At 71.3% G+C, this 25,079-nt stretch carries 25 protein-coding genes; 12 read left to right on the plus strand and 13 right to left on the minus strand.

Annotated elements, in window-relative coordinates:
* Positions 1-9 precede the first annotated feature (9 nt).
* Positions 10-840 carry a TioE family transcriptional regulator gene (locus AB0I18_RS28790; RefSeq protein WP_363108505.1) on the minus strand — a complete coding sequence of 277 codons (831 nt, stop codon included), beginning with the start codon at positions 838-840 and terminating at the stop codon, positions 10-12.
* A gap of 58 nt (positions 841-898) precedes the next feature.
* Between AB0I18_RS28790 and AB0I18_RS28795 the strand changes: the two genes are divergently transcribed.
* Positions 899-2,122, plus strand: coding sequence for an erythromycin esterase family protein (locus AB0I18_RS28795; RefSeq protein WP_363108506.1), 1,224 nt, complete (start codon positions 899-901; stop codon positions 2,120-2,122).
* A 98-nt stretch (positions 2,123-2,220) separates the two neighbouring features.
* Here the strand turns inward: AB0I18_RS28795 and AB0I18_RS28800 are convergent, their stop codons facing one another.
* Both AB0I18_RS28800 and AB0I18_RS28805 read right to left on the minus strand, forming a co-directional pair.
* Positions 2,221-3,480, minus strand: coding sequence for a DUF2993 domain-containing protein (locus AB0I18_RS28800; RefSeq protein WP_363108507.1), 1,260 nt, complete (start codon positions 3,478-3,480; stop codon positions 2,221-2,223).
* Between the two features lie 114 nt (positions 3,481-3,594).
* Positions 3,595-5,403 carry a bifunctional metallophosphatase/5'-nucleotidase gene (locus AB0I18_RS28805; protein WP_363108508.1) on the minus strand — a complete coding sequence of 603 codons (1,809 nt, stop codon included), beginning with the start codon at positions 5,401-5,403 and terminating at the stop codon, positions 3,595-3,597.
* 193 nt (positions 5,404-5,596) lie between these two features.
* Here AB0I18_RS28805 and mshD point away from each other — a divergent pair, with 193 nt between their 5' ends.
* Positions 5,597-6,523 carry a mycothiol synthase gene (gene mshD, locus AB0I18_RS28810; protein WP_363108509.1) on the plus strand — a complete coding sequence of 309 codons (927 nt, stop codon included), beginning with the start codon at positions 5,597-5,599 and terminating at the stop codon, positions 6,521-6,523.
* 26 nt (positions 6,524-6,549) lie between these two features.
* On the opposite strand, the gene AB0I18_RS28815 is transcribed toward mshD, so the two are convergent.
* The 6 genes from AB0I18_RS28815 to AB0I18_RS28840 form a co-directional block, all read right to left on the minus strand.
* Complete coding sequence (locus AB0I18_RS28815) at positions 6,550-7,275, minus strand: ABC transporter (RefSeq protein WP_363108510.1); 726 nt, start codon at positions 7,273-7,275, stop codon at positions 6,550-6,552.
* 152 nt (positions 7,276-7,427) lie between these two features.
* Positions 7,428-8,981, minus strand: a complete 1,554-nt coding sequence (locus AB0I18_RS28820) for an ABC transporter permease (RefSeq protein WP_363108511.1) — start codon at positions 8,979-8,981, stop codon at positions 7,428-7,430.
* Entirely contained in the window at positions 8,978-9,859 is an 882-nt protein-coding gene (locus tag AB0I18_RS28825; RefSeq protein ID WP_363108512.1) for an ABC transporter ATP-binding protein, read from the minus strand. The genes AB0I18_RS28820 and AB0I18_RS28825 overlap by 4 nt, the downstream gene beginning before the upstream one ends.
* A gap of 82 nt (positions 9,860-9,941) precedes the next feature.
* The gene (locus AB0I18_RS28830; protein ID WP_363108513.1) at positions 9,942-10,112 is read right to left on the minus strand and encodes a hypothetical protein; all 171 of its coding nucleotides are present in this window, start codon (positions 10,110-10,112) and stop codon (positions 9,942-9,944) included.
* Positions 10,112-10,969 (minus strand): zf-HC2 domain-containing protein, encoded by an 858-nt coding sequence (locus AB0I18_RS28835; RefSeq protein WP_363108550.1) that lies wholly within the window; start codon positions 10,967-10,969, stop codon positions 10,112-10,114. The genes AB0I18_RS28830 and AB0I18_RS28835 overlap by 1 nt, the downstream gene beginning before the upstream one ends.
* A 50-nt stretch (positions 10,970-11,019) precedes the next feature.
* On the minus strand, positions 11,020-11,562 hold the full coding sequence (locus AB0I18_RS28840; RefSeq protein ID WP_363108514.1) for an RNA polymerase sigma factor: 543 nt from the start codon (positions 11,560-11,562) through the stop codon (positions 11,020-11,022).
* Between the two features lie 142 nt (positions 11,563-11,704).
* Here AB0I18_RS28840 and AB0I18_RS28845 point away from each other — a divergent pair, with 142 nt between their 5' ends.
* The 8 genes from AB0I18_RS28845 to AB0I18_RS28880 all read left to right on the plus strand — a co-directional run bounded on the left by AB0I18_RS28845 (position 11,705) and on the right by AB0I18_RS28880 (position 19,655).
* The gene (locus tag AB0I18_RS28845) at positions 11,705-12,130 is read left to right on the plus strand and encodes a GntR family transcriptional regulator (protein WP_363108515.1); all 426 of its coding nucleotides are present in this window, start codon (positions 11,705-11,707) and stop codon (positions 12,128-12,130) included.
* Positions 12,127-13,044 (plus strand): ABC transporter ATP-binding protein, encoded by a 918-nt coding sequence (locus AB0I18_RS28850; protein ID WP_363108516.1) that lies wholly within the window; start codon positions 12,127-12,129, stop codon positions 13,042-13,044. The genes AB0I18_RS28845 and AB0I18_RS28850 overlap by 4 nt, the downstream gene beginning before the upstream one ends.
* A complete protein-coding gene (locus AB0I18_RS28855; protein ID WP_363108517.1) occupies positions 13,041-14,036 on the plus strand; it encodes a hypothetical protein in 996 nt (331 codons plus the stop codon). The genes AB0I18_RS28850 and AB0I18_RS28855 overlap by 4 nt, the downstream gene beginning before the upstream one ends.
* A 318-nt stretch (positions 14,037-14,354) precedes the next feature.
* Positions 14,355-16,586, plus strand: coding sequence for an RNA degradosome polyphosphate kinase (locus AB0I18_RS28860; protein ID WP_363108518.1), 2,232 nt, complete (start codon positions 14,355-14,357; stop codon positions 16,584-16,586).
* Positions 16,567-17,616 carry a CHAD domain-containing protein gene (locus AB0I18_RS28865; protein ID WP_363108519.1) on the plus strand — a complete coding sequence of 350 codons (1,050 nt, stop codon included), beginning with the start codon at positions 16,567-16,569 and terminating at the stop codon, positions 17,614-17,616. Before AB0I18_RS28860 ends, AB0I18_RS28865 begins: the two co-directional genes overlap by 20 nt.
* Positions 17,617-17,677: 61 nt before the next feature.
* Positions 17,678-18,091: an NUDIX hydrolase gene (locus tag AB0I18_RS28870; protein ID WP_363108551.1), complete on the plus strand. Its 414-nt coding sequence runs from the start codon at positions 17,678-17,680 to the stop codon at positions 18,089-18,091.
* Between the two features lie 420 nt (positions 18,092-18,511).
* Positions 18,512-19,351: a hypothetical protein gene (locus tag AB0I18_RS28875; protein ID WP_363108520.1), complete on the plus strand. Its 840-nt coding sequence runs from the start codon at positions 18,512-18,514 to the stop codon at positions 19,349-19,351.
* Between the two features lie 100 nt (positions 19,352-19,451).
* The gene (locus AB0I18_RS28880) at positions 19,452-19,655 is read left to right on the plus strand and encodes a hypothetical protein (protein WP_363108521.1); all 204 of its coding nucleotides are present in this window, start codon (positions 19,452-19,454) and stop codon (positions 19,653-19,655) included.
* A gap of 113 nt (positions 19,656-19,768) precedes the next feature.
* Here the strand turns inward: AB0I18_RS28880 and AB0I18_RS28885 are convergent, their stop codons facing one another.
* Positions 19,769-20,152, minus strand: coding sequence for a metal-sensitive transcriptional regulator (locus tag AB0I18_RS28885; protein ID WP_363108522.1), 384 nt, complete (start codon positions 20,150-20,152; stop codon positions 19,769-19,771).
* A gap of 203 nt (positions 20,153-20,355) precedes the next feature.
* Here AB0I18_RS28885 and AB0I18_RS28890 point away from each other — a divergent pair, with 203 nt between their 5' ends.
* Positions 20,356-20,976, plus strand: a complete 621-nt coding sequence (locus AB0I18_RS28890) for a DUF47 family protein (protein WP_107015224.1) — start codon at positions 20,356-20,358, stop codon at positions 20,974-20,976.
* Positions 20,977-20,983: 7 nt separating this feature from the next.
* A complete protein-coding gene (locus tag AB0I18_RS28895) occupies positions 20,984-21,982 on the plus strand; it encodes an inorganic phosphate transporter (RefSeq protein WP_363108523.1) in 999 nt (332 codons plus the stop codon).
* A gap of 133 nt (positions 21,983-22,115) precedes the next feature.
* Here AB0I18_RS28895 and pstB read toward each other — a convergent pair whose 3' ends face one another.
* The 3 genes from pstB to pstC are packed head-to-tail and all read right to left on the minus strand — an operon-like array spanning position 22,116 to position 24,993.
* A complete protein-coding gene (pstB, locus tag AB0I18_RS28900) occupies positions 22,116-22,892 on the minus strand; it encodes a phosphate ABC transporter ATP-binding protein PstB (protein ID WP_363108524.1) in 777 nt (258 codons plus the stop codon).
* A gap of 50 nt (positions 22,893-22,942) precedes the next feature.
* On the minus strand, positions 22,943-23,992 hold the full coding sequence (gene pstA / locus AB0I18_RS28905) for a phosphate ABC transporter permease PstA (protein WP_363108525.1): 1,050 nt from the start codon (positions 23,990-23,992) through the stop codon (positions 22,943-22,945).
* A complete protein-coding gene (pstC, locus tag AB0I18_RS28910) occupies positions 23,989-24,993 on the minus strand; it encodes a phosphate ABC transporter permease subunit PstC (protein ID WP_363108526.1) in 1,005 nt (334 codons plus the stop codon). The genes pstA and pstC overlap by 4 nt, the downstream gene beginning before the upstream one ends.
* Positions 24,994-25,079 lie beyond the last annotated feature (86 nt).

The raw sequence follows: 25,079 nt of genomic DNA on the forward strand, positions 1-25,079 counted from the left end.
GCCGAAGCCTCACCCGCGCTCGCGGAGGTACGCCTCCAGCTCGGCGGCCCCGGTCAGCATCGCCCGCCCGCGGGCGGACAGCCGGCCGTGCCAGTCGCGCAGCGCGGCCTCCAGCGGCGCCAGCCCGCCGGCTGCCCGCACCTGGGTGATCAGCGGGGCGATCTGCTCCAACAGGTAGCCGCCCCGCCTGAGTTGGTGGGCCAGCCGGGCGTCCCGTACGTCGGCCTCGTCGTAGACGCGGTACCCGGTCAGCGGGTCGCGGCGCGGGCGGACCAGCCCGGCGCGCTCCCATTTGCGCAGCGTCGCGGGCCGGATGCCGAGCTGCCCTGCCAGCGGCCCGATGAACGTGCCGCCGGGCCCGGACATCGCGGACGGCCCGGACCTCGCGACCGGCCCGGACACCGCGGCCGACTCGGACACCGCGACCGGCCCGGGCACCGCGACCGGCTCCGCCCCCGCACCGGGCTCGGGCACCGCGGCGGCCGCGGCGGACTCCAGATCCCGGAGGGCGCTCTCCACGGCCTGGAGGGTCCGCCGGTCGTCGAGCAGCTGGACGTGGCTCTCGTCGATGAGGTGGAACGCCTCGTCGGCCGCACCCCGGTTCACGGCCCGCATGATCGACGTCGCCGCCTGGTGACCGTGGCCGGGCACCAGGGCGAGAAACGCGCGCAGAGCCCCCGCGTGCAGCGCGGTGTAGGTGCGGTAGCCGTGGGGTGTGCGAGCGGCGGCCGGCAGGATGCCGGCCTCCTCGTAGTTCCTGATCGCCTGCGTGGACAGACCGTGCCCGCGCGCCAGATCAACCGGCCTGAGCCGTTCCCCGTTTTGAAGGTTTCGCCCCATGACACCGACCGTATCGCGGGAAAGTTTCAAAAGACGGTTCAACGATACCGTTGAAGGCATGGTTGCTGACATCGCTGATATCAAGGACACCGTCCATGCCTTCGAGGCTGCCGCCGTCATGAGGCTGCTTCCGGCCCGGCCGCGGCTGCTCGCCCTGGGCGAGCCCACCCACGGCGAGGACACGCTGCTCGACCTGCGCAACGAGCTCTTCCGACAACTCGTCGAGCAGGAGGGCTACCGGACGATCGCGATCGAGAGCGACTGCATGACGGGCCTGGTCGTGGACGACTACGTCACCTCGGGCACGGGCACTCTCGACGAGGTCATGGAGCACGGATTCAGCCACCCCGACCTGGGGTTGGGCACCTCGGCGGCCAACCGCGAACTCGTGCGCTGGGCAAGGGAGTACAACGACGGCCGGCCCGCGTCCGAGCGGCTCCGCTTCGCCGGCTTCGACGGCCCGCTGGAGATCACCCACGCCGCGAGCCCCCGGCAGGCCCTCACCGCACTCCACGCCTACCTCTCGGCCCGGGTGGACGCGGGCCTGCTCCCCTGCACCGCGGACACTCTCGACCGCCTGCTCGGCGACGACGGCCGGTGGACCGACCCTGCCGTGATGATGAACCCGTCCCAGTCCGTGGGCCAGTCGGCCGAGGCCGGGGAGCTGCGGCTGCTGGCCGACGATCTGGTGGCACTGCTCGACGCGCAGGCACCGCACCTGGTCACGGCGACCTCGCGGGACGACTTGGACCGGGCGCGCCTGTACGGGCGCACCGCCGCCGGCCTGCTGCGCTACCACCACTGGATGGCCGATGCCTCACCGGCCCGCATGACCCGGCTGGTGGGCCTGCGGGACCAGATGATGGCCGACAACCTCCTCGCCGTGGCAGAACGGGGCCCGGCACTCGTCCACGCCCACAACTCCCATCTCCAGCGGGACAAGAGCTCGATGCGGATGTGGGACCTGCCGCCGGTGGAGTGGTGGAGCGCCGGCGCGATCGTGAGCGCCCGGCTCGGCGAGGCGTACGCCTTCGTGGCCACGGCCCTCGGCACGATCCGGCACCGGGGAGTGGACGCCCCGTCACCGGACACCGTCGAAGGGCTCCTGTACGCGCTCCCGGAGGACCGCTGCGTCATCGACGCCCAGCGGCTGGCCACCGCCCTCGGCGACACGCGGCCCGCCCCGCGCGTGTCCACCTGGTTCGGTTACGCCGCACTCGACCCGGCCCACCTCGCGGACAGCGACGGCATCGTGTTCGTCAAGGACATACCGCGGAGCTAGGCCGGACCGGAGCATCGCGCGGGCGATGGCGACGCGCTGGAGCCGCCCTCGGAAGAGCGGCCACAACCGCGCGAACGACTGAACGCCTGCCGGACTTCTTACCTGCCGATGGCGAGGTCCTGCCCCGTCACCCGCACCCTGATCCCGTCCTTCTGCACGCGTACGTCCCGCAGCCGCAGCTCGCCCTTCGGCGGCTTCGGGAGGCGGAAGCCGATGGAGAGGCGGTCGACGAGGGCGGGGCGGGTGAGGCGGGAGAGGCCGTCGAGGAGGGCGAGGTCGAAGCCGAGGCGCTTGAGGATCTCCGGGTTGTCCACGGCCAGGTCGATGAGGTTGACCTTCATGACCTCGCGGACGAAACGCGGGGAGCCGGTGAGTTCGGCGAGCTCGGTGTCGTCGCTGAGCGCCAGCTGGATCGCGGAGTCCGGTACGCCGAGCCGCTTCGCGATCGCCGGCACGGCCAGCAGCGCCTTCCCCTTCGCCTGCTCCTTGGCGAGACGCTCGGAGGACTTGCGGGTCAGGTGCAGGCCGTCGGACTCGCGGGTGCCGGGACGGAAGGTGGCCAGGTCGCCGATGTCCAGGCGCATTCCGCCGACCTCGGTCGAGATGCCGCGCTCGCCGTCCCGCCGGATCCGCGCGTCGGCCCGCAGCTTCAGGTCGTATCCGGCGACGGGCAGCGTGCCGCGCGCCCGCACCTCGTCGCCGCCGTGACCGGTGAACGTGACCTGGGAGGCGCCGAGTTCACGGTTCAGGTCCTCGAAGGAGAGCAGCACCTCGCCGTGCAGCTCCGGGATACGGGCGCCGCGGATGGACGTCGGGCCGCCGTCGATCCGGATGCCCGTGGCCGTGGCGGAGACCTTCGCCAGGGAGACCCGGTCCGCCGCCATGTCCGGGACGGTGACCGACACGGAGTCGATGCGGCTGTCGAAGAGCTGGGTGACGAAGGGGAAGCCGTCGATCTCGACCTCGGGTGCCGCGCTCAGTTTCAGCTGGTCCTTGACCTTGTCGGCCGCCGTGCGCTCGGCGTACAGGAGCGCCCAGCGGTCGCCGACGCCCGCGAAGGCGACGAGGACGAGGACCGCGATGACGGCCTTCACGGCAAGTGACAGTCCGGCGAAGGGACTTCGGCGGCGCCGACGGGTCCTGCGGCCGCCCTGGCGGTGGTTGGGCGGCGCCCACTCCCCTGCTTCCTCTTCGGCGCCCTGGACCGCGTCGGGCTCGTCGTGGAGGAAGTCCTCCAGCGGTCCGTCGTCGAGGGCGGCGAGATCGTCGTAGGGGTTCGGTGGGTTCTGGGGGTTGGGCGGGTTGTACTGGTTCGGGGGGTTCGGGGAATGCGCGGCTATCGGGTGGGGGGTACGCATCGACTGATTCGACCATGCGCACCGGCCCCACCCGCAACTCGTCCCCGGGGTTTGCGACTTACCTCACGATCGACCGGCTGTTCACCTCACGGTCACCGCCGGCCCGCCACCCGGCTACTTGACGACCGTGATCCGGTCCGCCGCGGGCGGCGCGATCGGGGTCGCGGCCGTCGAGTTGGCCAGCAGGTACTTCTCCAGGGCCGCCAGGTCGTCGCCGCCCACCAGGTCGTTCGTGCCCTGGCCGAGGGTGGTGAAGCCGTCGCCGCCGCCCGCGAGGAAGCTGTTCGTCGCGACACGGTAGGTGGCGGCCGGGTCGATGGCGGCGCCGTTCAGCCTGATCGAGTCGGTGACGACACGGTCGGCGCCGGTCTTGGTCAGGTCCAGCGTGTACGTCAGCCCGGCGGACACCTGGAGCACCTTCGGCGCGGCCGTGTTCGTGCCGGTCACCTGCTCCTTGAGCACCTGGACGAGCTGGGTGCCGGTGAAGTCCTGGAGGTTGACCGTGTTGGCGAAGGGCTGGACGGTGAAGCCCTCGGCGTAGGTCACCACGCCGTCGCCCTCGCTGCCCTTGGCCGCGTAGGTGAGGGGCGCCCGGACACCGCCCGGGTTCATCAGCGCGAGGTCCGTCTCCGGGTCCAGCTCCTTGCCGTACGCGAGCTGCGCGTCGGCGATCAGGTCGCCGATCGGGGACTCGGTGCCGACGTTGGAGATGTCACCGGAGATGTACCCGATCGCCTTGTTCCCGATCGGGGCGGCGAGGGTGTTCCACTTGGCGATCAGGTCGGTCATGTCCGGCGCCTTGGGCACGGTACGCGTCACCACGTGGTTCGTGGAGCCGACGGCGGTCCGGGCGATGTCGCCGGTCCAGCGGTCGTACGTCAGCGTGGTGTCCGTGTAGAGGCGACCGAAGGACGCGGCCGAGGTGACCGTGCGCGGGTTGCCCGCCGGGTCGTCGATCGTGCACGCGTACGCGGCGTGGGTGTGGCCGGTGACCAGCGCGTCGACCTTCGGCGTGATGTTCTTGGCGATGTCGACGATCGGGCCGGATATGCCGTCACCGGCGCCCGGCGAGTCGCAGTCGTAGTTGTACGCGGCCGAGGCGGGCAGGCCGCCCTCGTGGATCAGCGCGACGACCGACTTGACGCCCTGCCTCTCCAGCTCCTTGGCGTACTTGTTGATCGTCTCGACCTCGTCCTTGAACTTGAGGCCCTTCACACCCTCGGCGGAGACGACACCGGGGGTGTCCTCCAGGGTCACGCCGATGAAGCCGACCTTGACGCCGTTCTTCTTCCACACCCAGTAGGGCTTGAGGATCGGCTTCTTGGTCTTCTCGTCGAGGACGTTCGCCGCGAGGTACGGGAAGTTCGCGCCCTCGAAGGTCTCGCCGTCCACGTAGCAGCCGGCGACGGGGTGACAGCCGCCCTTCTGCAGCCGGGCCAGTTCCTTGGCGCCCTCGTCGAACTCGTGGTTGCCGACGCTCGTCACATCGAGCTTCAGCTTGTTCAGCGCCTCGATGGTGGGCTCGTCGTGGAAGAGCCCGGAGATCAGCGGAGAGGCGCCGACCATGTCGCCGCCGGCCGCGGTGACGGAGTACTTGTTGCCCTTGCGGGCGTCGCGCAGGTGCGTCGCCAGGTACTCGACACCGCCCGCGTCGACGGTCTCGGTGTGACCGTCCTCGTGCACCTCGGTGACCCGTCCTGCGGAGCCCGACGGCGGCTCCAGGTTGCCGTGCAGGTCGTTGAAGGAGAGCAGCTGGACGTCCTGGTAGCGGGTCGGCCGCGGGTGGCCGGGCTTCTTCGCCGTCTCGCCCGCCGTCGCCGGCAGGGCGGCGACCAGGGCGCCGACGGTGGCGATGCCCGCGGCGGCCGCGAGCAACCGGGTGGTCCGGCGTCTGCGGCGTTGCGGATGAGGTGTGGCTGACATGTGCCCCCCTGTGGGTCGGCTGAGATCTGGGCCCCGTCCCGGCGCAGCCTAGGGTCAACGCGCGTAGCGCGACAGGGGGTTCAGGGTTACGGACTGGTTGCCGCAGAGGACACTTCACCGCGAACCGGACAGGTCGGTTTCTCGCCCGTCGGGGCACTTCGCCATGAACCGGACAGGCCGTACCCTCGTACCCATGACCAGCGACGACACCGCACCGGCTGTCCCCGGCCGCACGATCGACATTCTCGCCGCGCTGCGCCCCGAGCAGACCGAGAGTGTGCTCTCGCTGCTCGCCGAGGCAGCCAGGGCCGACGGACAGCAGGCGGTGTCCGAGCAGGGACGGCTGCAGCTGAGCGGCGGCGCGCGGCCCGGAGTCCGGCATCTGCTGCTGACGGTCCAGGACCGGCTCGTCGGCTACGCGCAGCTGGAGGACACCGACCCCGTCGAGGCACCGGCCGCCGAGCTGGTCGTCCATCCGGGGCACCGCGGGCACGGGCACGGGCGGGCGCTCGGCGGCGCACTGCTGGCGGAGTCCGGCAAGCGCCTGCGGGTCTGGGCGCACGGCGGCCACGCGGCGGCCCGGCATCTCGCCCAGGTCCTCGGGCTCACGCTCTTCCGCGAACTGCGCCAGATGCGGCGGCCGTTGACCGCACTCGACCTGCCCGAGCCGAAGCTTCCCGCGGGCGTCACCGTACGTACCTTCGTGCCCGGCGAGGACGACGCGGCCTGGCTCGCCGCGAACGCCGCCGCCTTCGCCCACCACCCCGAGCAGGGCTCCCTCACCCAGCGCGACCTCGACGACCGCAAGGCCCAGCCGTGGTTCGACCCGGCCGGCTTCTTCCTCGCCTTCCGCGGCGGCGAGCTCGTCGGCTTCCACTGGACGAAGGTGCACGCGGCGGAAGGGCTCGGCGAGGTGTACGTCGTCGGGGTTCGCCCCGGCGCCCAGGGCGGCGGCCTGGGCAAGGCCCTCACCACGATCGGCCTCCGGCATCTGGCGGCACAGGGCGCCCCGACGGCGATGCTGTACGTCGACGCCGACAACAAGGCGGCGGTGACCGTCTACGAGCGGCTCGGGTTCACCACGTACGAGACGGACCTGATGTACCGCACGGAGTCGTGAGCCCGGTCTCCCGGGACCGCTGAGCCTCAGGAACGGGCCGTGAAGGCCGCCCGGAGCCGGCGCCTGCGTACGGGTTCCGGCAGACAGGCGGCCCAGACGAGCGCGGCGCCGACGAGGAGCCAGGCCCACCACTGGTGGGCCTCGTCCCAGCGGTCCTCGTCCAGCTCGACGAAGAGCGTCCAGCGGTCGGACATCAGCAGTGGTGCGACCAGTCCCGTGAACAGGAGCGCGGCCGCGGCGCCCTGACCCGGCTCTGGCTCGTCCCGCAGCCGTACCGCCGCGGCGCCCGCGGCGAGCGCGAGCACGGCGGTGGCGGCGGCCTCCAGGGTCAGGTCCCCCACCGGCGGCCGCACCTCCCGCGGTACGAGGAGCAGCGCGGCCGTCCACCAGCCGACGGCGACCGGGGCGACGAGGGCCACCCGCAGCCCCGCCCGCACCGCCCGCCGGACCGGCACCCCCGCGGTGGTGTGCCGGGCCGGGTCGTCCATCAGGAACGCGAGCCCGAGCCCGAAGGCGAGCGCCGCGCCCCGCAGCAGCAAGAGGGCGACCCCGTCCGCGGTCTCCCCCGACAACAGCCGCGGCACCCCGACGAGCAGCAGCCCGACGGTGGCGCCCGCGGCGAGCGGCAGCCAGGGGAGGGTACGGGCCACGGGCAGGACCAGGGCGCGGACGATACCGGCCGTGGAGGGAGTGGGCCGGGGGCGGGACGCCGGACCCGGCGCCTGCTCCTGTGCCTGCGCCTGCCGAGTCACGGGCTCACCGACCGGCGCCGGTCGGCTGCTCCCACGTCCCAGGCTCCCCCGGCCACGGCGGTCGTGCCGCCCGTCACCCGCGCCGGAGCCCACGCCGGGACCGCGACCACCGGAGCCGCGCCGGCCGACGACTCCCCCGCCGGCGCCCGCCGTCACGCCCCGCACTCGTCCTCCTCGTTCTTCTCTTCCTTCCCCTTCGGCACCGGCACGTCCAGCAGTTCGGCCGCCCGGGCCGTGGACGTCTTCGGTGACGTCAGTTCCGTCCAGTGGGCCTTCACCTTGGCCGTGATGCTGTACCGCGGACGCTCCAGCATCTCCCGTACGACATCGGTCTGTTGGGCCGTCATGGAGAGCGGGTGCGTCGGAGTGAGGGCGATCGCGGAGCCGGAGACGCTGTCGTCCAGGCGGACGTTCCGCAACGACGCCATCGGGTCGGGCTCGGTGCCGAGCGCCAGCCACATCACCACGACAGTCCGGGCGTCGCACACCTCGCCGCCCGCCTCCTCGTCGCCCGCGACCAGCACGGAGGCGACGCCGACGGCGAACTCGGGGATCCGGTTGCCGCCCCAATTCGTGCCGACGGTGACCTGCCCCGGCGTGCGGGAGGGGGCGAACGACGAGTCCGTGCCGGGGCCGTAGCGGGCCTCGACGCGCTGGCGGACCGTGAGCCGGGTCCCGCCGGCGGCGCCGCCCGCGAGGGACTGCACGCGCCGGACGGCGCCGGCCCAGTCCTCGGTGCGCTCGGTCCACTCGGGGAACGCGCAGTACGTCGACCGGTCGTGCCGTATGCACGTCTGGTCCTTCTCGGGGGTCACGGAGGCCCGCACCCGGGCCGCGGTCAGCGCGGGCGAGTCACCCGCGGACTGGGCCACCGCACCCGTCAGGGTCAGCGCCGCCGAGCCGACGGCGACCGCCATGACCAGCCGCGCCCTCCCCCCGCTGAGCAGGACCGCGAGGCAGAGCAGCAGCACGGTCAGCCCCACCAGGTACAGCACATGCCAGGCGGCGGGACGGCCGATCAGGTCGGAGGGCACCGGATCGGACTCGTTCTCGGCGACGACCGGCCACATCCAGCGCAACCAGAGCGGGTCGCCCAGGCCCGAGGCCAGCAGCATGGTGCCGACGAAGGCGCCGAGTGCCAGGAGCGGTACGGCGAAGGAGGACGGGATCAGCCGGGCGAGCAGGACCCCGAGGACGCCCAGGAGCAGCACCGCCAGCGGGGCCACGACCAGTTCGGCGAACGAGCCGTGCCCCATCGCGCCCGGCTTCAGGGCCTGCCAGGTGAAGTGTCCGGCCACGGCCAGCCCGACGGCGACGGCGAACGGCACGACCGACAGGGCGTGTGCCACCGTGCGCCGCCACGGCTCCATGACCAGTACGTCGAAGTGCCGGTCGGTGCCGCGCCGCCGGGAGCGCAGCACGGCCCGGTTGGCGCAGACGAGCATGGCGACCGCGATGAGCATCGGGGGCGTCTGGGTGGCGCGGTCCGCCTCGTGGAGCACGGGAAACTCGTTCATGCCCTCGCGGTCGGACGTCCACACCTGCCAGCCCAGGTAGCCGACGTAGAGGAGGGAGAAGAACAACACCGGGATCTGCAGCAGCAGTTCGCGTGCCTCGAAGCGGGCGAGGGCGAACACGGCCGCCCAGCGCCGGGGTTCGGCGGATGCCACGGCCGGCAGGGGACGGGCTTCGGTGAGCGTGCTCACGCGGTCACCCCCGAGGCGGCGTCCGAGGCGTCCAGGGTGAGCAAGTAGCCGTCCTCCAGGGTGGGTTCGACGAGGGTGGCGCCCTCCGGCGGATGCCCGACGTTGCGGAAGGACCCGGTGCCCGTACGCCAGCCGGCTCTCGCGCCAGGGTCCCGTTCCGCGCTGCTCCAGACCCGTCCGTCCGCCCGCGCGGTCAGCTCGGCCGGTGTCCCCTCGAAGCGGACGACACCGCCGGCCATGACGATCACCCGGTGGCAGAGCATGGCCACGTCCTCGGTCTGGTGCGTGGAGAGAAGGACCGTCCGCCCCTCGCCCGCCGACGCGATCAACTCCCGGAACCGCATGCGCTGTTCGGGGTCGAGCCCGACCGTCGGTTCGTCCAGGACGAGGAAGCCGGGGTCGCCGACGAGCGCGGCCGCCAGCGCGACCCGCTGCTTCATCCCGCCGGACAGCCTGCGGATGCGCTTGCCGCGTACGTCCCCGAGGTCGACCTCGTCGAGCACCCGCCGCACCTCGCGGTGCCGGGCCGTCCGGTCGGTCATCTCCTTCAGGATCGCCACGTAGTCGACGAACGCGAAGGCCGTGAAGTCCGGGTGGAAGCCGGGCGTCTGCGGCAGGTATCCGAGCGCCCTGCGCACGTCCTGCCGGCCGGCCGAGGTCGCCGGGTCGTGCCCGAGCACGGTGAAGGCACCCCGGTCGGCGGGCACGGCGGTGGCCAGTACCCGCAGCAAAGTGGTCTTCCCCGCTCCGTTCGGCCCGAGGAGCCCGGTGACACCCGAGCCGAGCCGCAGCGACACGTCGTCGAGGGCGGCCGTGCTGCCGTAGTGGAGGGTCAGCCCGGCGGCGGACACCGTGGGCGGCGTGGGCAGGTCGGTCATGCGTGGACTCCTGTGGAAGAGAGCGGAGGCGTGGGGACGGCGGCGGCCGGCAGGCGGCGCCGGAGAGCGGCAGCGGCGGCTCTCATCCGTCGCCTCCGCCGTCGGAGGAGGACGAGGAGGAGGAAGATCCCTGGCGGCGGGATGTCTGCGAGAGGACGACGGCTACGGCGTGCAGCAGCCAGACGACGGCCGAGGCGACCATCAGCGCGGCGGCCTTGAGCAGCTTGAGCCTCCTGCGGTTGGCGTCGGACATCACGCCGTACCTCCGTCCTGAAAGCCCGCGAACGGTGTGCGCGCGGAGGTCGAGTCGAAACGGTCGCGGCCGAGGTAGAGGAGCCCGACGGCGAACACGGCGACCGCGGCCGCCACCCCCTGCCCGGGCACCGTGTACGGCGCGAGGGTCCCCTCGGTCTGCGCGTCCGCGATCACCAGCACCGCGACCCACCCCCCGGCGACCAGCCCGGGAGCGAGGACCGGCCCCAGCCGGGGGGTCAGCGCGAGCCCGGTCGCGGTGAGGGCGAGCGCGGGCAGCAGCCAGGCCAGCGCCCGCAGTCCGTACGAGGGGAGCGCCAGCGTCGCCAGGCCGTTGAGGCCGAGCCCGACCGCCAGCACGGCGAGCGTGCGGATCATCAGCAGCCGGAACCCGTGCATCGGGGCGACGACGGTCATCTCGTACGTCGGGTCCAGCGCGGGCCCGTAGGACAACGCGACCCCGGCCAGGGGCAGTAGCGGGGCGAGGGCGAGGAAGAGCGTGAAGGTCTCCGAGGCCCGTACGGAGTTGGCGGCCACCACCGTCATGACCAGCACGGCGGCGACCGCGCCCAGCCAGGACAGCCGCAGCACGGGGGTCGCGGCGAGCAGCCGTGCCGTGTGGTCGGGGACCCCGATCCGGACGAGCAGCGACTCCAGGAACCCGGGCCGCGGCGCGTCCAGTTCGGCGTCGAGCCGCTCCCAGCCCTCGTCCAGGGCGACCGGGTCGCTCACTTCGGCGAGCGCCGCCCGGCAGGTCGCGCAGGCGACGAGATGCGTGTCGGCCGCCCAGAGCACGGGCGCCGCCAACTCGCCCCGCACATAGGCGCGGAGGTCGTCCTTGGCCACATGCCAGGTCATGCCGCCTGTCTCACTTGTTCCGCTTGTTCCGCTCACGTCGTTGGTGTCGCTCATGCCAGCGCCTCCCGCAGCTGCTTCCGGGCCCGCAGGGCTCGTGTCTTGACCGTCCCCGGCGGAATGCCGAGCAGGACGGCCGCCTCCCGGGTGGTCAGTCCGTCGATGACGGTGGCCTGGAGGACCGCCCGCAGTTCCGGCGACAGCCGGACGAGTGCGCCCGCGAGGTCTCCGTGCTCCACCCCCGCGAGCACGCGTTCCTCCGCGGACGCCTCGTCCCGGTGCCGCAGCCGTGCGAGCGTCTGCCGCAGCCGGCCCCGCGCGCCGTCGCCCCGCAGGGCGTCGATGAGCCGCCGCGACCCGATCCGCCACAGCCAGCCGGCCACATCGCCTTCCTCGCGGTACTTGGCGTTGCCCCGCCACACCGCGAGGAAGGTCTCCTGTACGACGTCGTCGACGATCCCGGCGTCCGAGCACCGGCCGCGCAGCCGCGCGGCGAGCCAGGGCGCGTACCGCCGGTACAGCTCTTCGAAGGCGCGCCGGTCACCGTCCGCCGCGATGACCCGCAGCAGCTCCCCGTCGCTTCTCGTTTCCCTCACGCCCCTTCATCGGACGAGCCCCGCCGATCGGTTCACGGCATCCGGAGAAACTTTGGCACCCGTCCGTCCCACCCTTCGCTTGACATGCACCCGCACCTTGCACCACCCTTTCACTACTCAATTAGTGAAAGGGTGTTGTCGAGTGGTCGAGTACCGCATCGACCGGCGCAGCGGTGTCGCCACGTACGTCCAGATCGTCCAGCAGACGAAGCAGGCCCTGCGCCTGGGCCTGCTCGAACCGGGCGACAAACTCCCCACGGCCCGCGAGGTCGTGGAGGCCACCGCGATCAATCCGAACACCGTCCTGAAGGCCTACCGCGAGCTGGAGCGGGAGGGCCTGGTCGAGGCCAGACGCGGCCTCGGCACCTTCGTACAGCGCTCGCTGGGAGCCACTCCGGCCGACTCCCCGCTCCGGGCCGAGCTGACCGTGTGGGCATCCCGTGCCCGCGCGGCGGGCCTCGACCGGGAGGACGTGGCCGCGCTCCTCACCTCCGTACTCGACGAGCAGTTCACGCTCGACGACCGGTTCGACGCACAGTCCGCACACTCCAAGGGGGACCAGGAATGACCGACACCGCCATCGAGGCGGCCGGGCTCGGCATGCGGTACGGGCGCAGGAAGGGGAACGTCCTCGCGGACTGCTCCTTCCGGCTCCCGCGGGGCCGGATCTGCGCACTCGTCGGCCCGAACGGCGCCGGCAAGTCCACCCTGCTCGGCATCGCCACGGGACTGCTCCGCCCCACCGCGGGCACGGTCACGGTCCTGGGCCTGGCGCCCACCGCCGCCCGCTCCCGCGTCGCCTACGTCGCCCAGGACAAGCCCCTGCACCCGCACCTCACCGTCGCCGCCACACTGCGGCTCGGCGCCGAGTTCAACCGGCACGGGCGCTGGGACCAGGAGGCCGCCGAGCGGATCGCGTACGGGGCCGGCGGTGTGGAGCCGACGGCCAGGGTCCGTTCGCTCTCCGGCGGCCAGCGCACCCGGGTGGCCCTCGCCCTCGCCTTCGGCAAGCGGCCCGACCTGCTGCTCCTGGACGAACCGATGGCCGACCTCGACCCGCTGGCCCGCCACCAGCTGACCGGCGCCCTGATGGCCGAGGCCCTGGAGAACGGCACCACCATCGTGATGTCGTCCCACGTCGTCGCCGAGCTGGAGGGCTCCTGCGACTACCTGCTGCTGCTCCAGGACGGCCAGATACGGCTGGGCGGCGAGAGCGAGGACCTGCTCACCGCGCACGCCCTGCTCACCGGCACGGCCGCCGACTTCGCCCCGCACACGGTGATCGAGCGGCGCGCCGTCGGACGCGGCCACACCGCGCTGGTCCGCCCCGAGGGCCCGACCGACCCTGCCTGGCAGCGCGCCCAGCCCACCCTGGAGGAACTGATCCTCGCCCACCTCCGGAGCCCCGACGCGCCGGTCCTGCTGACCCCGGCCGCAACCGCCACCGCCGCGGGTGCCGACCGCCAGGAGGCCGCCGTATGAGCACTCTGACCGTCAAAAGCACCGCCCAAAGCGCCGTCGAAGGCGCCGTCAAGGGTCTCCCGTGGACCGTCCTGCGCCTGCACCGCGCGGCGCTGATCACTTGGGGCGCCGGACTGCTCGCCGCCGTGGCGGTCCTGGTCTGGATGTACGTCATCGGGGACGACGCCCGCGCCGGTGCGGGCGCCTGCAGCCTGTCGCCGGAAACAGGGCTGCCGTCCTGCTATGAGGCGGTGACCGAGAGCACCGTCCACGAGATCTACCAGCAAGGCATCGGCCTCACCGGCACCGCCCTGTCCTACCTGATGTTCCCGGTCGCCGCCTGGGCGGGCGGCGCGCTGATCGGGCGCGAGTTGGAGAACGGCACCGCCCAGCTGGCCTGGACGCAGTCCGTCACGCCGTTGCGCTGGCTCGCCGCCAAGCTCGCCGTCCCGGCGCTGCTGCTGACCGCCGGCACCACGGCGGCGGTGCTGCTCTACGTCTGGGCCCGGCGGGACGACGACCCCAACCTGGTCGGCGACTGGTACCTGACCGACGTCTTCGTCTCCACCGGCCCGGCGGCCGTCGCCTACGTCCTCGCCGGACTGACCCTCGGCGCGCTCGCCGGGCTGCTCACCCGCCGGGCCCTGCCCGCCGTCGGCCTCGGTTTCGCCGCCACGCTGGCCCTCTACAACGCCCTGGACCACTACCGGGAAAACCTGTGGCCCACCGTGTTCAGGACGGGCGTACCCCACTACGAGCTGCCGCGCTCCGCCTTCCAGGTGGAGAACGGGGTACTGCTCACCTCCGGCGAGCGAACCCAGGACGTCCCCTGCGGCGACTCCCCGCCCGGCCCCGGCTGCGTTCCGGACACCGAGGTCGCCGGGTTCTACTCCGTCCACCACCCCGAGTCCCACTTCTGGCCGCTCCAGTTCGTCGAGGCCGGCATCGCACTCGCCGTCGCCGCCCTCGCCACCGCCGCCGCCTTCTGGATCCTCCGCCGCCGAACCCCCTGAGGCCCCTCGCACCCTCCGCACCCCCTGTCCCGTACGCCCCTTACGGGGGTATGGACGTACCCGGCCCCCGAACGCACACCGGACAGGTGGACGTCCGGGGGCCGCCCCCCGCTATCCCGCACGTCATGTCCCCGTAACCGGCGATTCAGACAGGCTTGCGAGGCTCGGTCAATGAACCCCGCCGCGCCCGAGCCCCCGCCTCCGCCGGAGCACGAGCCCTCATCCGTGAGCGAGAACGGGAGTCCGACCGTCCCCGCCGCGCTCCCGCCCGCTCCTTCCGACGCGCCCGTATTCGCTCCGGCGCGGAAGAATGGGTTCATGAGCCAGCCCAACGCACAGGCGCAGGTACAGCACGCGCAGCCCTCCGTCGGTTCCATAGCCGCCCACCGCCCGCACACGGTGGCGGCCAACGTCTCCGACCTGGAGCCCGACCTCGACGCCGACCTCGACGCGTACGAGGACTCGGTGCAGGACGGCGTCCAGCTCCCGCAGGGCCGCTTCCTCGACCGGGAGCGCAGCTGGCTCGCGTTCAACGAGCGCGTCCTCGAACTCGCCGAGGATCCGAGCACGCCCCTCCTCGAACGGGCGAAGTTCCTGGCGATCTTCGCCAGCAACCTGGACGAGTTCTTCATGGTCCGGGTGGCCGGCCTGAAGCGCCGCATCGCGACCGGTGTGGCCACCAGGTCCGCCTCGGGCCTGCAGCCCCGCGAGGTGCTGGAGATGATCTGGGCCCGCTCCCGCGAGCTCATGGCCCGGCACGCCGCCTGCTACCAGGAGGACGTGGCCCCCCAGCTCGGCGAGGAGGGCATCCACCTGGTCCGCTGGAGCGAGCTGTCCGAGAAGGAGCAGGCCCGCCTCTTCACGCTCTTCCGCCACCAGATCTTCCCGGTCCTGACCCCGCTGGCCGTCGACCCCGCGCACCCCTTCCCGTACATCTCGGGCCTCTCCCTGAACCTCGCCGTGGTCGTACGGAACCCGGTCTCCGGCCACCGCCACTTCGCGCGCGTCAAGGTCCCGCCGCTGCTCTCCCGCTTCCTGGAGGCCTCCCCGGACCGCTACGTCCCCATCGAGGACGTCATCGCGGCCCACCTGGAAGAGCTCTTCCCGGGCATGGAGGTCCTCCAGCACCACACGTTCCGCCTCACCAGGAACGAGGACCTGGAGGTCGAGGAGGACGACGCCGAGAACCTGCTCCAGGCCCTGGAGAAGGAGCTCATGCGGCGCCGCTTCGGACCGCCGGTGCGGCTGGAGGTCGAGGAGTCCATCGACCGGTACGTACTCGACCTGCTGGTCCGCGAGCTGAAGATCAGCGAGGCCGAGGTGTACCCGCTGCCGGGGCCGCTGGACCTCACGGGCCTCTTCGGCATAGGGGCCCTTGACCGGCCCGAGCTGAAGTACCCGAGGTTCATCGCGGGCACCCACCGCGACCTCGCCGAGGTCGAGTCGGCGTCCGCGCCCGACATCTTCGCCGCGCTCAACGAGCGGGACGTCCTGCTGCACCACCCGTACGACTCCTTCTCCACCTCCGTCCAGGCCTTCCTGGAGCAGGCGGCGGACGACCCGGACGTACTGGCCATCAAGCAGACCCTGTACCGGACCTCGGGCGACTCGCCGATCGTCGACGCGCTGATAGACGCGGCCGAGTCCGGCAAGCAGGTCCTCGTCCTGGTCGAGATCAAGGCGCGCTTCGACGAGCAGGCCAACATCAAGTGGGCCAAGAAGCTCGAAGAGGCCGGCTGCCATGTCGTCTACGGCCTGGTCGGACTGAAGACCCACTGCAAGCTGTCGCTGGTGGTCCGCCAGGAGGGCGACGTCCTGCGCCGCTACTCCCACGTGGGCACCGGCAACTACCACCCGAAGACCGCCCGCCTGTACGAGGACCTGGGGCTCCTCACCGCCGACCCGCAGGTCGGCGCGGACCTCTCCGACCTCTTCAACCGGCTCTCCGGCTACTCCCGCCGCGAGACCTACCGCCGGCTCCTCGTCGCCCCCAAGTCCCTGCGCGACGGCCTGATAGCCCGGATCAACAAGGAGGTCCAGCACCACCGCGCCGGACGTCCCGCGTACATCCGCATCAAGGTCAACTCGATGGTGGACGAGGCGCTCATCGACTCCCTCTACCGCGCGTCCCAGGCGGGCGTGACGGTGGACGTGTGGGTGCGCGGAATCTGCGCCGTACGGCCGGGAGTTCCGGGCCTGTCCGAGAACATCCGCGTACGGTCCATCCTCGGCCGCTTCCTCGAACACTCCCGGGTCTTCGGCTTCGGCAACGGAGGCGAGCCCGAGGTGTGGATCGGCAGCGCCGACATGATGCACCGCAACCTCGACCGGCGCATCGAAGCCCTGGTCAGGATCACCGACCCGGCCCACCGGGCAGCCCTCAACCGGCTGTTCGAGACGGGCATGTCCGATACCACCTCCTCCTGGCACCTCGGCCCCGACGGCGAATGGACCCGGCACGCGAACGACGCCGACGGACAGCCGCTGCGCAATGTCCAGGAGATGCTCATAGACGCCCGGAGGCGCCGGCGTGGCACAGCGACACCTTGACCCCATGGCAGGCCCCGTGGCCGGGGACGCCCTGGCGGCCTACCTCCAGGCCCAGGCCACGGAGTTCCTCCGCGCGCTGCGCCAGCACCGCGAGACAGGCGGCGCCGCGGCCAACGGCACGGAGGAGGCCGTGGACGCGGCGCGCGCCCTGCGCCGCTCGGCCCGCCGCATCAGCGGCACGCTGCACACGTTCCGCCCGCTGCTCGACGAGGGCTGGTGCGAGGGCATGCGCCCCGAACTGGCCTGGCTGTCGGGGACGCTGGCCCGCGAGCACGCGTACGGGGCACGCCTGGAGCGGCTGCTGGCGGCGCTGCACCGCCTGTCGGGCTCGTCGGCGTTCCCGGCCCAGGCCACCGACCCCGACACCTCCACCGGTCCGCGTGCCACCCAACTCGCCCCGGAGAAGAGCAATTTGACGGTCGGCGCGGCGAAAGCGGGCGCCCTCCTGGAACGCCAGCTGACCCTCGCCCGGACGCGCGCCCACTCGGCCGCGCTCCAGGCGCTGGGCTCCTCACGCTTCCACGCGGTGGCCGACAGCGTCGCCGTCCTGGCCAGCGAGGTGCCGCTGGCCCCGACCGCCACCAGGGCGGACCTCAAGCCCCTGGCCGCCGCCGCGGAGGACCGGCTCGGGGACGCCGTCGGCGGACTGCCCCTGATCACCGCGGGCCACCCCTACAACGCGGAGGCCCTCGTCCATGGCCTCACCGCCGACACGGCCCCGCAGCCCCAGGACGCCCCCTGGCACCAGGTCCGCCTCCTGCTGCGGCTGCACCGGTACGCCCGGGAGGTCCTGCACGGCGACGAAAACCCCGTGAACGTACGCCTGTTGAGCGCGGGCAAGGCCCTGAACCGGCACCGGGACGCCGCGGAGGCCGCCGCGGCGGCGGCCTCGGCGGCCCGCACCCCGCGGATCGCCCCGGCGACGGCGTACGCGCTCGGCGTGCTCCACGCGGACCAGCGACACGAGGTGGAAGCGGCCAGGTTCGCCTTCCAGCGGGCCTGGCTGAGGGAGACGGTCGGCACTCCGTGACCGGCGGAGGGACCGGCCCGTACACGATGGCCCGTACCCGATGGGAGGCCCTGTGCACGCGATGAACGGCGACCCCGTACTCGCCGCGGGCTGCGTACTGTGGCGCCGCTCGCCCTTCGACGGCGAACTGGAGATCTGCCTGGTCCACCGGCCGAAGTACGACGACTGGTCGCACCCGAAGGGCAAGCTGAAGCGCGGCGAGTTGCCGTTGGCGGGTGCGGTTCGGGAGGTCGCGGAGGAGACGGGCTACGAGTGCGCGCCCGGGCCCCCGCTGGCCACGCTGCACTACCTGGCCAACGGGCGGCCCAAGCAGGTGAGTTACTGGGCGGCCGAGGTGGGTGAGGGGTACTTCGTGCCGAATCGTGAGGTTGATCGGATTCGGTGGCTTCGGGTGGCTGCTGCTCGGGAGCGGGTTACTCAGGTGCGGGATCAGGAGCTGGTTGACGAGTTGCTGGCTGTGTTGCGGCACGCTTAGGGCTTTGCGCTTCGCGCGGGGGTCGGTTCGTTTGGTGCGGGACTGTGGGGGCTTGTCGCGCAGTTCCCCGCGCCCCTGAGGGGCGCCCCTAGCGGGGCGGCGCCGCCTCAGGGGCCGTTCCCCTCACGCCGTAGCTGATAAATGGGCCTCCGCGTCCGTGCGGGCCAGGCTTCGGGCTCTTCGGGCCGGGCCTCTCCAGCCGCAGGTGCAGCGGGCCAGGCAGAAGCGGCCCTGTTCCACGGTCGTCGTGTGGTGTTCCTGAGGGTCGGTGAATTCCTGCTGCGCCACGCGGTCCACGGTACAGAGCTCAAGTAAACGCTTCCTCATGGCGTGCCCCGGCGTGACAACGCCCCCCACCCGTCGTTAAGCGGACGACAAGAGGCCCGCGTACGGACGGCCCGGCTTGGGGGTAGGCAGGCGATGGTGGAGCGGCAGCGCAGGCGGCGGGACGGGGCGGTCGTCCTGGCCGCCGCGGCGGCGGGGCTGATGGTCGGCGCCACCGGATGCTCGGGCGACGGGGCCGCGGCCGATGACGCGCGCGCCGCCGCGAATCCGGTCGAGGTGCTCCACCGGGCCGCCGGGACCCTGGTCGGCGCGGGCAGTTCCAAGGCGAGTACCTCGATGGAGATGGCCACCGGCGGCACCCGCGTGACCATCCGCGGCGAGGGCGTCTACGACTACGAGGCCCAGGTGGGCCGCCTCAAGGTGCTCCTCCCGCAGGACCCGGCCGGCATCGACGAGCACCGCCCGATCACCGAGCTCCTCGCACCCGGCGCGCTCTACATGAAGAACCGCGGCGCCGGCGTCCCGGCCGACAAGTGGGTCCGCGTCGACACGGCCACGCTCTCCGACGGGAACCTCGTCACCGGCGGCGCGACCGACCCGTTCGCCGCCGCCGAGCTGCTGCGGGGCGCGCGCGAGGCGACGTACGTGGGGCGGATGTCGTTCGCCGGCACTCCGGTACGGCACTACCGCGGCACCGCCGACCTCACCGCGGCCGCCCGCGACGCCTCTCCCGGCAACCGGGCGGCACTGCGGGCGGCGGCGAAGGGCTTCGCCACGGCCACGGTCCCCTTCGACGCCTACCTCGACGACCAGGGCCGTATCCGCAAGATCCGCCACCGGTTCAGCTTCGTGAACGGGCAGCACAAGGGCACGGTCGCGGTCGCCTCGACGACGCTGCTGTACGACTTCGGGGTACCCGTCGACGTACGGCTGCCGGCCGCGAAGGACATCTTCGCCGGGCGGATCGCCGAGTAGGCAGGCCGGAATGCGCGGGGCCGGAAATGGTCCGTTGGTGCCATGCGCCGTGCGTAGACCGCTCCCTACTCTAGGAAGTCGGTGACGGCAGGAAGAGGTGATGCACGTGGCTCCGGCGCGCGGTACGGCAGTTCAGGACCACGTGGCCCTCGCCGAGATCGAGCTGTGCGGCGACCTGATCATCGCGGCCTCGGCCGCCCGCGAGGACCGCCTCAGCCCCGACCGCATCGACGAGGTCCTGAAACTGGCCGAAGAACGCTTCCTGGAGAAGCACGGCGACCATGACGAGGGCAGCGCCCCGTAAGGGGCGCGCCCTTCAGGGGCGCGGGGCTGTGACATTCTGCGGCTCCGCCGCGTGGGCGCGACAAGCCCCCACCGGCCCGCAGACACCACACCGGCCCTCAACGCCCCGAACGCTCACGTCCGAAGCAACCGCCCGATCGCCTTCGTAGCCTCCTCAACCTTCGCATCGACCTCGGCCCCACCCTTGACCGCCGCGTCAGCGACACAGTGCCGAAGATGCTCCTCCAGCAGCTGAAGCGCGAACGACTGGAGCGCCTTCGTCGAGGCGGAGACCTGGGTGAGTATGTCGATGCAGTAGACGTCCTCGTCGACCATCCGCTGCAGCCCCCGGATCTGCCCCTCGATCCGCCGCAGCCGCTTGAGGTGCTCGTCCTTCTGCTTGTGGTAGCCGTGCACCCCGCGATCGTGGTCGGTCACGACTTCCGCGGCTTCCGCGGCTGCGGCGGCTTCCTCGATCTCCCCGGAGGGCGCCGTCGCGCCGGCCTCGGTGGTCGTCATCGCGTCCTCCTGCTGACTGGTACCCCTGCGGGGTATATGGTAACGAACTTTGCTGGGTATAGGGCCCTTGGCCGCTTCGCCGGAAGGACCCCGTGCTGATCACTGTGCCCGATGGGCGACACTGGGGAACGGCCGGTTAGCCGTGGCCGAATGATGCGCCTAGCATCAGCCTGACCGAAACCGAAGCAATCCGAGGACCCCACGTGCGATTTCGTCTGACCCCCAGGGAGACGAGCTTCTACGACATGTTCGCCGCCTCCGCGGACAACATCGTCACGGGCTCGAAACTCCTGATGGAACTGCTCGGGGCGGACTCGTCCGGCCGGGCCGAGATCGCAGAGCGTATGCGGGCCGCCGAACACGCCGGTGACGACGCCACACACGCGATCTTCCACCAGCTGAACTCCTCGTTCATCACGCCGTTCGACCGTGAGGACATCTACAACCTCGCCTCGTCCCTCGACGACATCATGGACTTCATGGAGGAAGCCGTCGACCTGGTCGTCCTCTACAACGTCGAGGAACTGCCGAAGGGCGTCGAGCAGCAGATCGAGGTACTGGCGCGAGCGGCCGAGCTGACCGCCGAGGCCATGCCGAACCTGCGCACCATGGACAACCTCACCGAGTACTGGATCGAGGTCAACCGCCTGGAGAACCAGGCCGACCAGATCCACCGCAAGCTGCTCGCCATGCTCTTCAACGGCAAGTACGAGGCCATCGAGGTGCTGAAGCTCAAGCAGATCGTGGACGTCCTGGAAGAGGCCGCCGACGCCTTCGAGCACGTGGCCAACACGGTGGAGACCATCGCGGTCAAGGAGTCCTGACCCCTTCATGGACACCTTCGCCTTGATCGTGACCATCGGCGTCGCGCTCGGATTCACCTATACCAACGGCTTCCACGACTCGGCCAACGCCATCGCCACGTCCGTCTCCACGCGTGCGCTCACACCGCGTGCGGCGCTCGCGATGGCCGCGGTGATGAACCTGGCCGGCGCGTTCCTGGGCAGCGGGGTCGCCAAGACCGTCAGTGAAGGCCTGATCGAAACACCGCACGGCAACCGGGGCATGTGGATCCTCTTCGCCGCCCTGGTGGGCGCGATCGTGTGGAACCTCGTCACCTGGTACTTCGGCCTTCCGTCCTCCTCCTCGCACGCGCTGTTCGGCGGCATGGTGGGCGCGGCGCTCGCCGGCGGCATCGGCGTCATCTGGTCCGGCGTCCTGGAGAAGGTCGTCATCCCCATGTTCATCTCCCCGGTCGTCGGCATCATCGCCGGTTACCTGGTGATGACCGGGATCATGTGGCTCTTCCGCCGCTCGAACCCCCACAAGGCGAAGCGCGGTTTCCGTATCGCGCAGACCGTGTCCGCGGCCGGCATGGCGCTCGGCCACGGCCTTCAGGACGCGCAGAAGACGATGGGCATCGTGGTCATGGCCCTGGTCATCGCCGATGTCGAGGACGCCGGCGACCCGATTCCGGTGTGGGTCAAGATCGCGTGCGCCGTCATGCTGTCCCTGGGTACGTACGCGGGTGGCTGGCGCATCATGCGTACGCTCGGCCGGAAGATCATCGAGCTGGACCCGCCGCAGGGTTTCGCGGCGGAGACGACAGGCGCGTCGATCATGTTCACCACGGCGTTCCTCTTCCACGCGCCGATCTCCACCACGCATGTCATCACCTCCGCCATCATGGGCGTCGGCGCCACGAAGCGCGTGAACGCGGTCCGCTGGGGTGTAGCCAAGAACATCATCCTCGGCTGGTTCATCACGATGCCGGCAGCGGCCCTGGTAGCGGCAACCAGCTTCTGGATCGTCGACCTGATGTTCCTGTAGGGGCGGCGGGGGCGAGGAAAAGCCAACGGGCCCACCCCCCGTAAACCGGGAGGCGGGCCCTATCGGACCCCGCGGTGGCACCGCCATGCAGCACCGCGAGGGGTCTTGATGAACCGAGCCGCAGCGAACCGACTCAGCCGAAGCGACCGGAGATGTAGTCCTCAGTCGCCTGCACGGACGGATTGGAGAAGATCCGCTCCGTGTCGTCTATCTCGATGAGCCGCCCAGGCTGCCCAACCGCCGAGAGGTTGAAGAACGCGGTCCGGTCCGACACACGCGCCGCCTGCTGCATGTTGTGCGTCACGATGACAATCGTGAAGCGCTCCTTCAGCTCCCCGATCAGATCCTCGATCGCGAGGGTCGAGATCGGGTCGAGCGCCGAGCACGGCTCGTCCATCAACAGCACCTGCGGCTCGACAGCGATCGCCCGAGCGATGCACAGCCGCTGCTGCTGACCACCGGAGAGGCCGGACCCGGGCTTGTTCAGCCGGTCCTTGACCTCGTTCCAGAGATTCGCACCCTTGAGCGACTTCTCGACGACATCGCTCAGCTCGGACTTCTTGTACGAACCGTTCAGCTTCAGCCCCGCCGCCACGTTGTCGAAGATCGACATGGTCGGGAAGGGGTTCGGCCGCTGGAAGACCATGCCGATGGTCTGCCGTACGGAGACGGGGTCGACCCCGTGCGCGTACAGGTCCTCGTCGTCGAGGAGGACCTTGCCCTCGACCCGCCCGCCGGGCGTGACCTCGTGCATGCGGTTGAGCGTGCGCAGGAAGGTCGACTTGCCGCAGCCGGAGGGGCCGATGAAGGCCGTCACCGAGCGCGGCTCGACGGTCATCGAGATGTCTTCGATCGCCTTGTGAGCGCTGTAGTAGGCGGTCAGACCGCTTACGTCGATTCGCTTGGCCATGTCAATCACTGCTTCTTTCGAGGGGGAGAACTGGTCGCTGTATGGCCGCGTCAGCGACCGGTCTTCGGGGACTTCCAGCGGGCGATGCCGCGAGCCCCGAGGTTGAGGATCATCACGAAGGCGATCAGCGTGAGCGACGCCGCCCAGGCACGGTCGTACGCGGCGGTCGAGCCGGCGCCGTACTGCTGGTAGATGTACAGCGGCAGCGAGGACTGCGCACCCTCGAACGGGTCGGTGTTGATGAAGGGGTTGCCGAAGACCAGCAGCAGCACCGGCGCGGTCTCACCCGCGATACGGGCGACCGACAGCATGATGCCGGTCGTGATGCCGCCGAGGGAGGTCGGCAGGACCACCTTCAGGATAGTGCGCCACTTCGGCACGCCGAGCGCCAGAGAGGCCTCGCGCAGCTCGTTCGGTACGAGCTTGAGCATCTCCTCCGTGGAGCGGACGACGACCGGCATCATCAGGATCGCCAGGGCGAGCGAGCCGGCGAAGCCGAAGGGCTGCATGTCGAACTGCAGCATCAGGCTGAGGATGAACAGGCCCGCGACGATCGACGGGATACCGGTCATCACGTCGACGAAGAAGGTGACCGCCCGGGCGAGGTTGCCGCGCCCGTACTCCACGAGGTAGATCGCGGTGAGCACGCCGACCGGCACGGCGATCACCGTGGCGAGACCGACCTGCTCCAGGCTGCCGATGATGGCGTGGTAGATGCCGCCGCCCGGCTCGGAGTCGGCGACCACGCCCATCGAGTGGCTCAGGAAGTAGCCGTCGAGGACCTTCACACCGCGCTTGACGGTCGTCCAGACCAGGGAGACCAGCGGCACCACGGCGAGCAGGAAGGCGACCCAGACCAGGGAGGTCGCGATGCGGTCCTTGGCCTTGCGGCGACCCTCGACTTGGGCGGCGATGACGTACGTACCGACGACGAAGAGGATCGCGGCGATCAGGCCCCACTGGATGCGGCTGTGCAGGCCGCCGGCCAGGCCGATGCCGATCGCGAGGGCGGCGGAGCCGGCCGCGATGGCCCACGGGGACCAGCCGGGGAGGTTGGCGCCGCTCAGGGTGGGCCGCTTGTCCATGACGACGTTGCTCATGCGTTGGCCCCCGAGTACTCCTTGCGGCGGGCGATGATCGCGCGGGCCGCACCGTTGACCAGCAAGGTGATGACGAACAGGACCAGACCGGAGGCGATGAGCGCGTCACGGCCCTGCTCGGTGGCCTCACCGAACTTGCTGGCGATGTTCTGGGCGAAGGTGCCGCCGCCCGGGTCGAGCAGGCTGGCCTGGATCTGGAAGGTCGGCGAGAGGACCGTGGCGACGGCCATCGTCTCGCCGAGCGCGCGGCCGAGGCCGAGCATCGAGGCCGAGATCACGCCGGAGCGGCCGAAGGGCAGGACCGCCATGCGGATGACCTCCCAGCGCGTGGCGCCGAGGGCGAGTGCCGCCTCTTCGATCATCTGCGGGGACTGCCGGAAGACCTCGCGGCTCACGTTGACGACGATCGGCAGGATCATGATCGCGAGCAGGATGCCGACCGTGAGCATCGAGCGCGGGGCGCCCTGCTGCCACTCGAAGATGCCGGTCCAGCCGAAGTACGCGTCCAGCCAGCTGAAGAGGCCGTCCATGTGCGGTACGAGGACGAGGGCGCCCCACAGGCCGTAGACGATGGACGGCACGGCGGCGAGCAGGTCGATCACGTACGAGATGGGGCCGCTGAGCCTGCGTGGGGCGTAGTGCGTGAGGAACAGCGCGATGGCCACGGCGATCGGAACCGCGATGACCATGGCGATGATCGACGAGACCACCGTGCCGAAGGCCAGGACCGCGATGCCGAAGTCCGGCGGGATGGCCGTGGGGTTCCACTCGAAGGTGGTGAGGAAGTTGCCCTCGTTCTTGCTGATCGCGAGGGAGGCCCGGTAGGTGAGGAAGACCGCGATCGCGGCCATGACCACCAGCAGGAAGATGCCCGACCCGCGGGAGAACGCGAGGAAGATCCGGTCACCAGGGCGGGTGGCGCCACGGGACGCGCGCTTCTGCTCGGTCGGGGTCGGAGCGGTGGAGGGAGGCGGGGGTGCGTCTTGAGTAGATATATCCATCAGGATCTCCGGTCTGCGGAGCCGTTGCGGGGCGGCTCCAGGCGGCGGTGCACCGGACGGTGCGAGGTCCGGCCCCGCGGTGGGGA

The sequence above is a fragment of the Streptomyces sp. NPDC050704 genome, assembly GCF_040654355.1.
Lineage (GTDB): Bacteria > Actinomycetota > Actinomycetes > Streptomycetales > Streptomycetaceae > Streptomyces.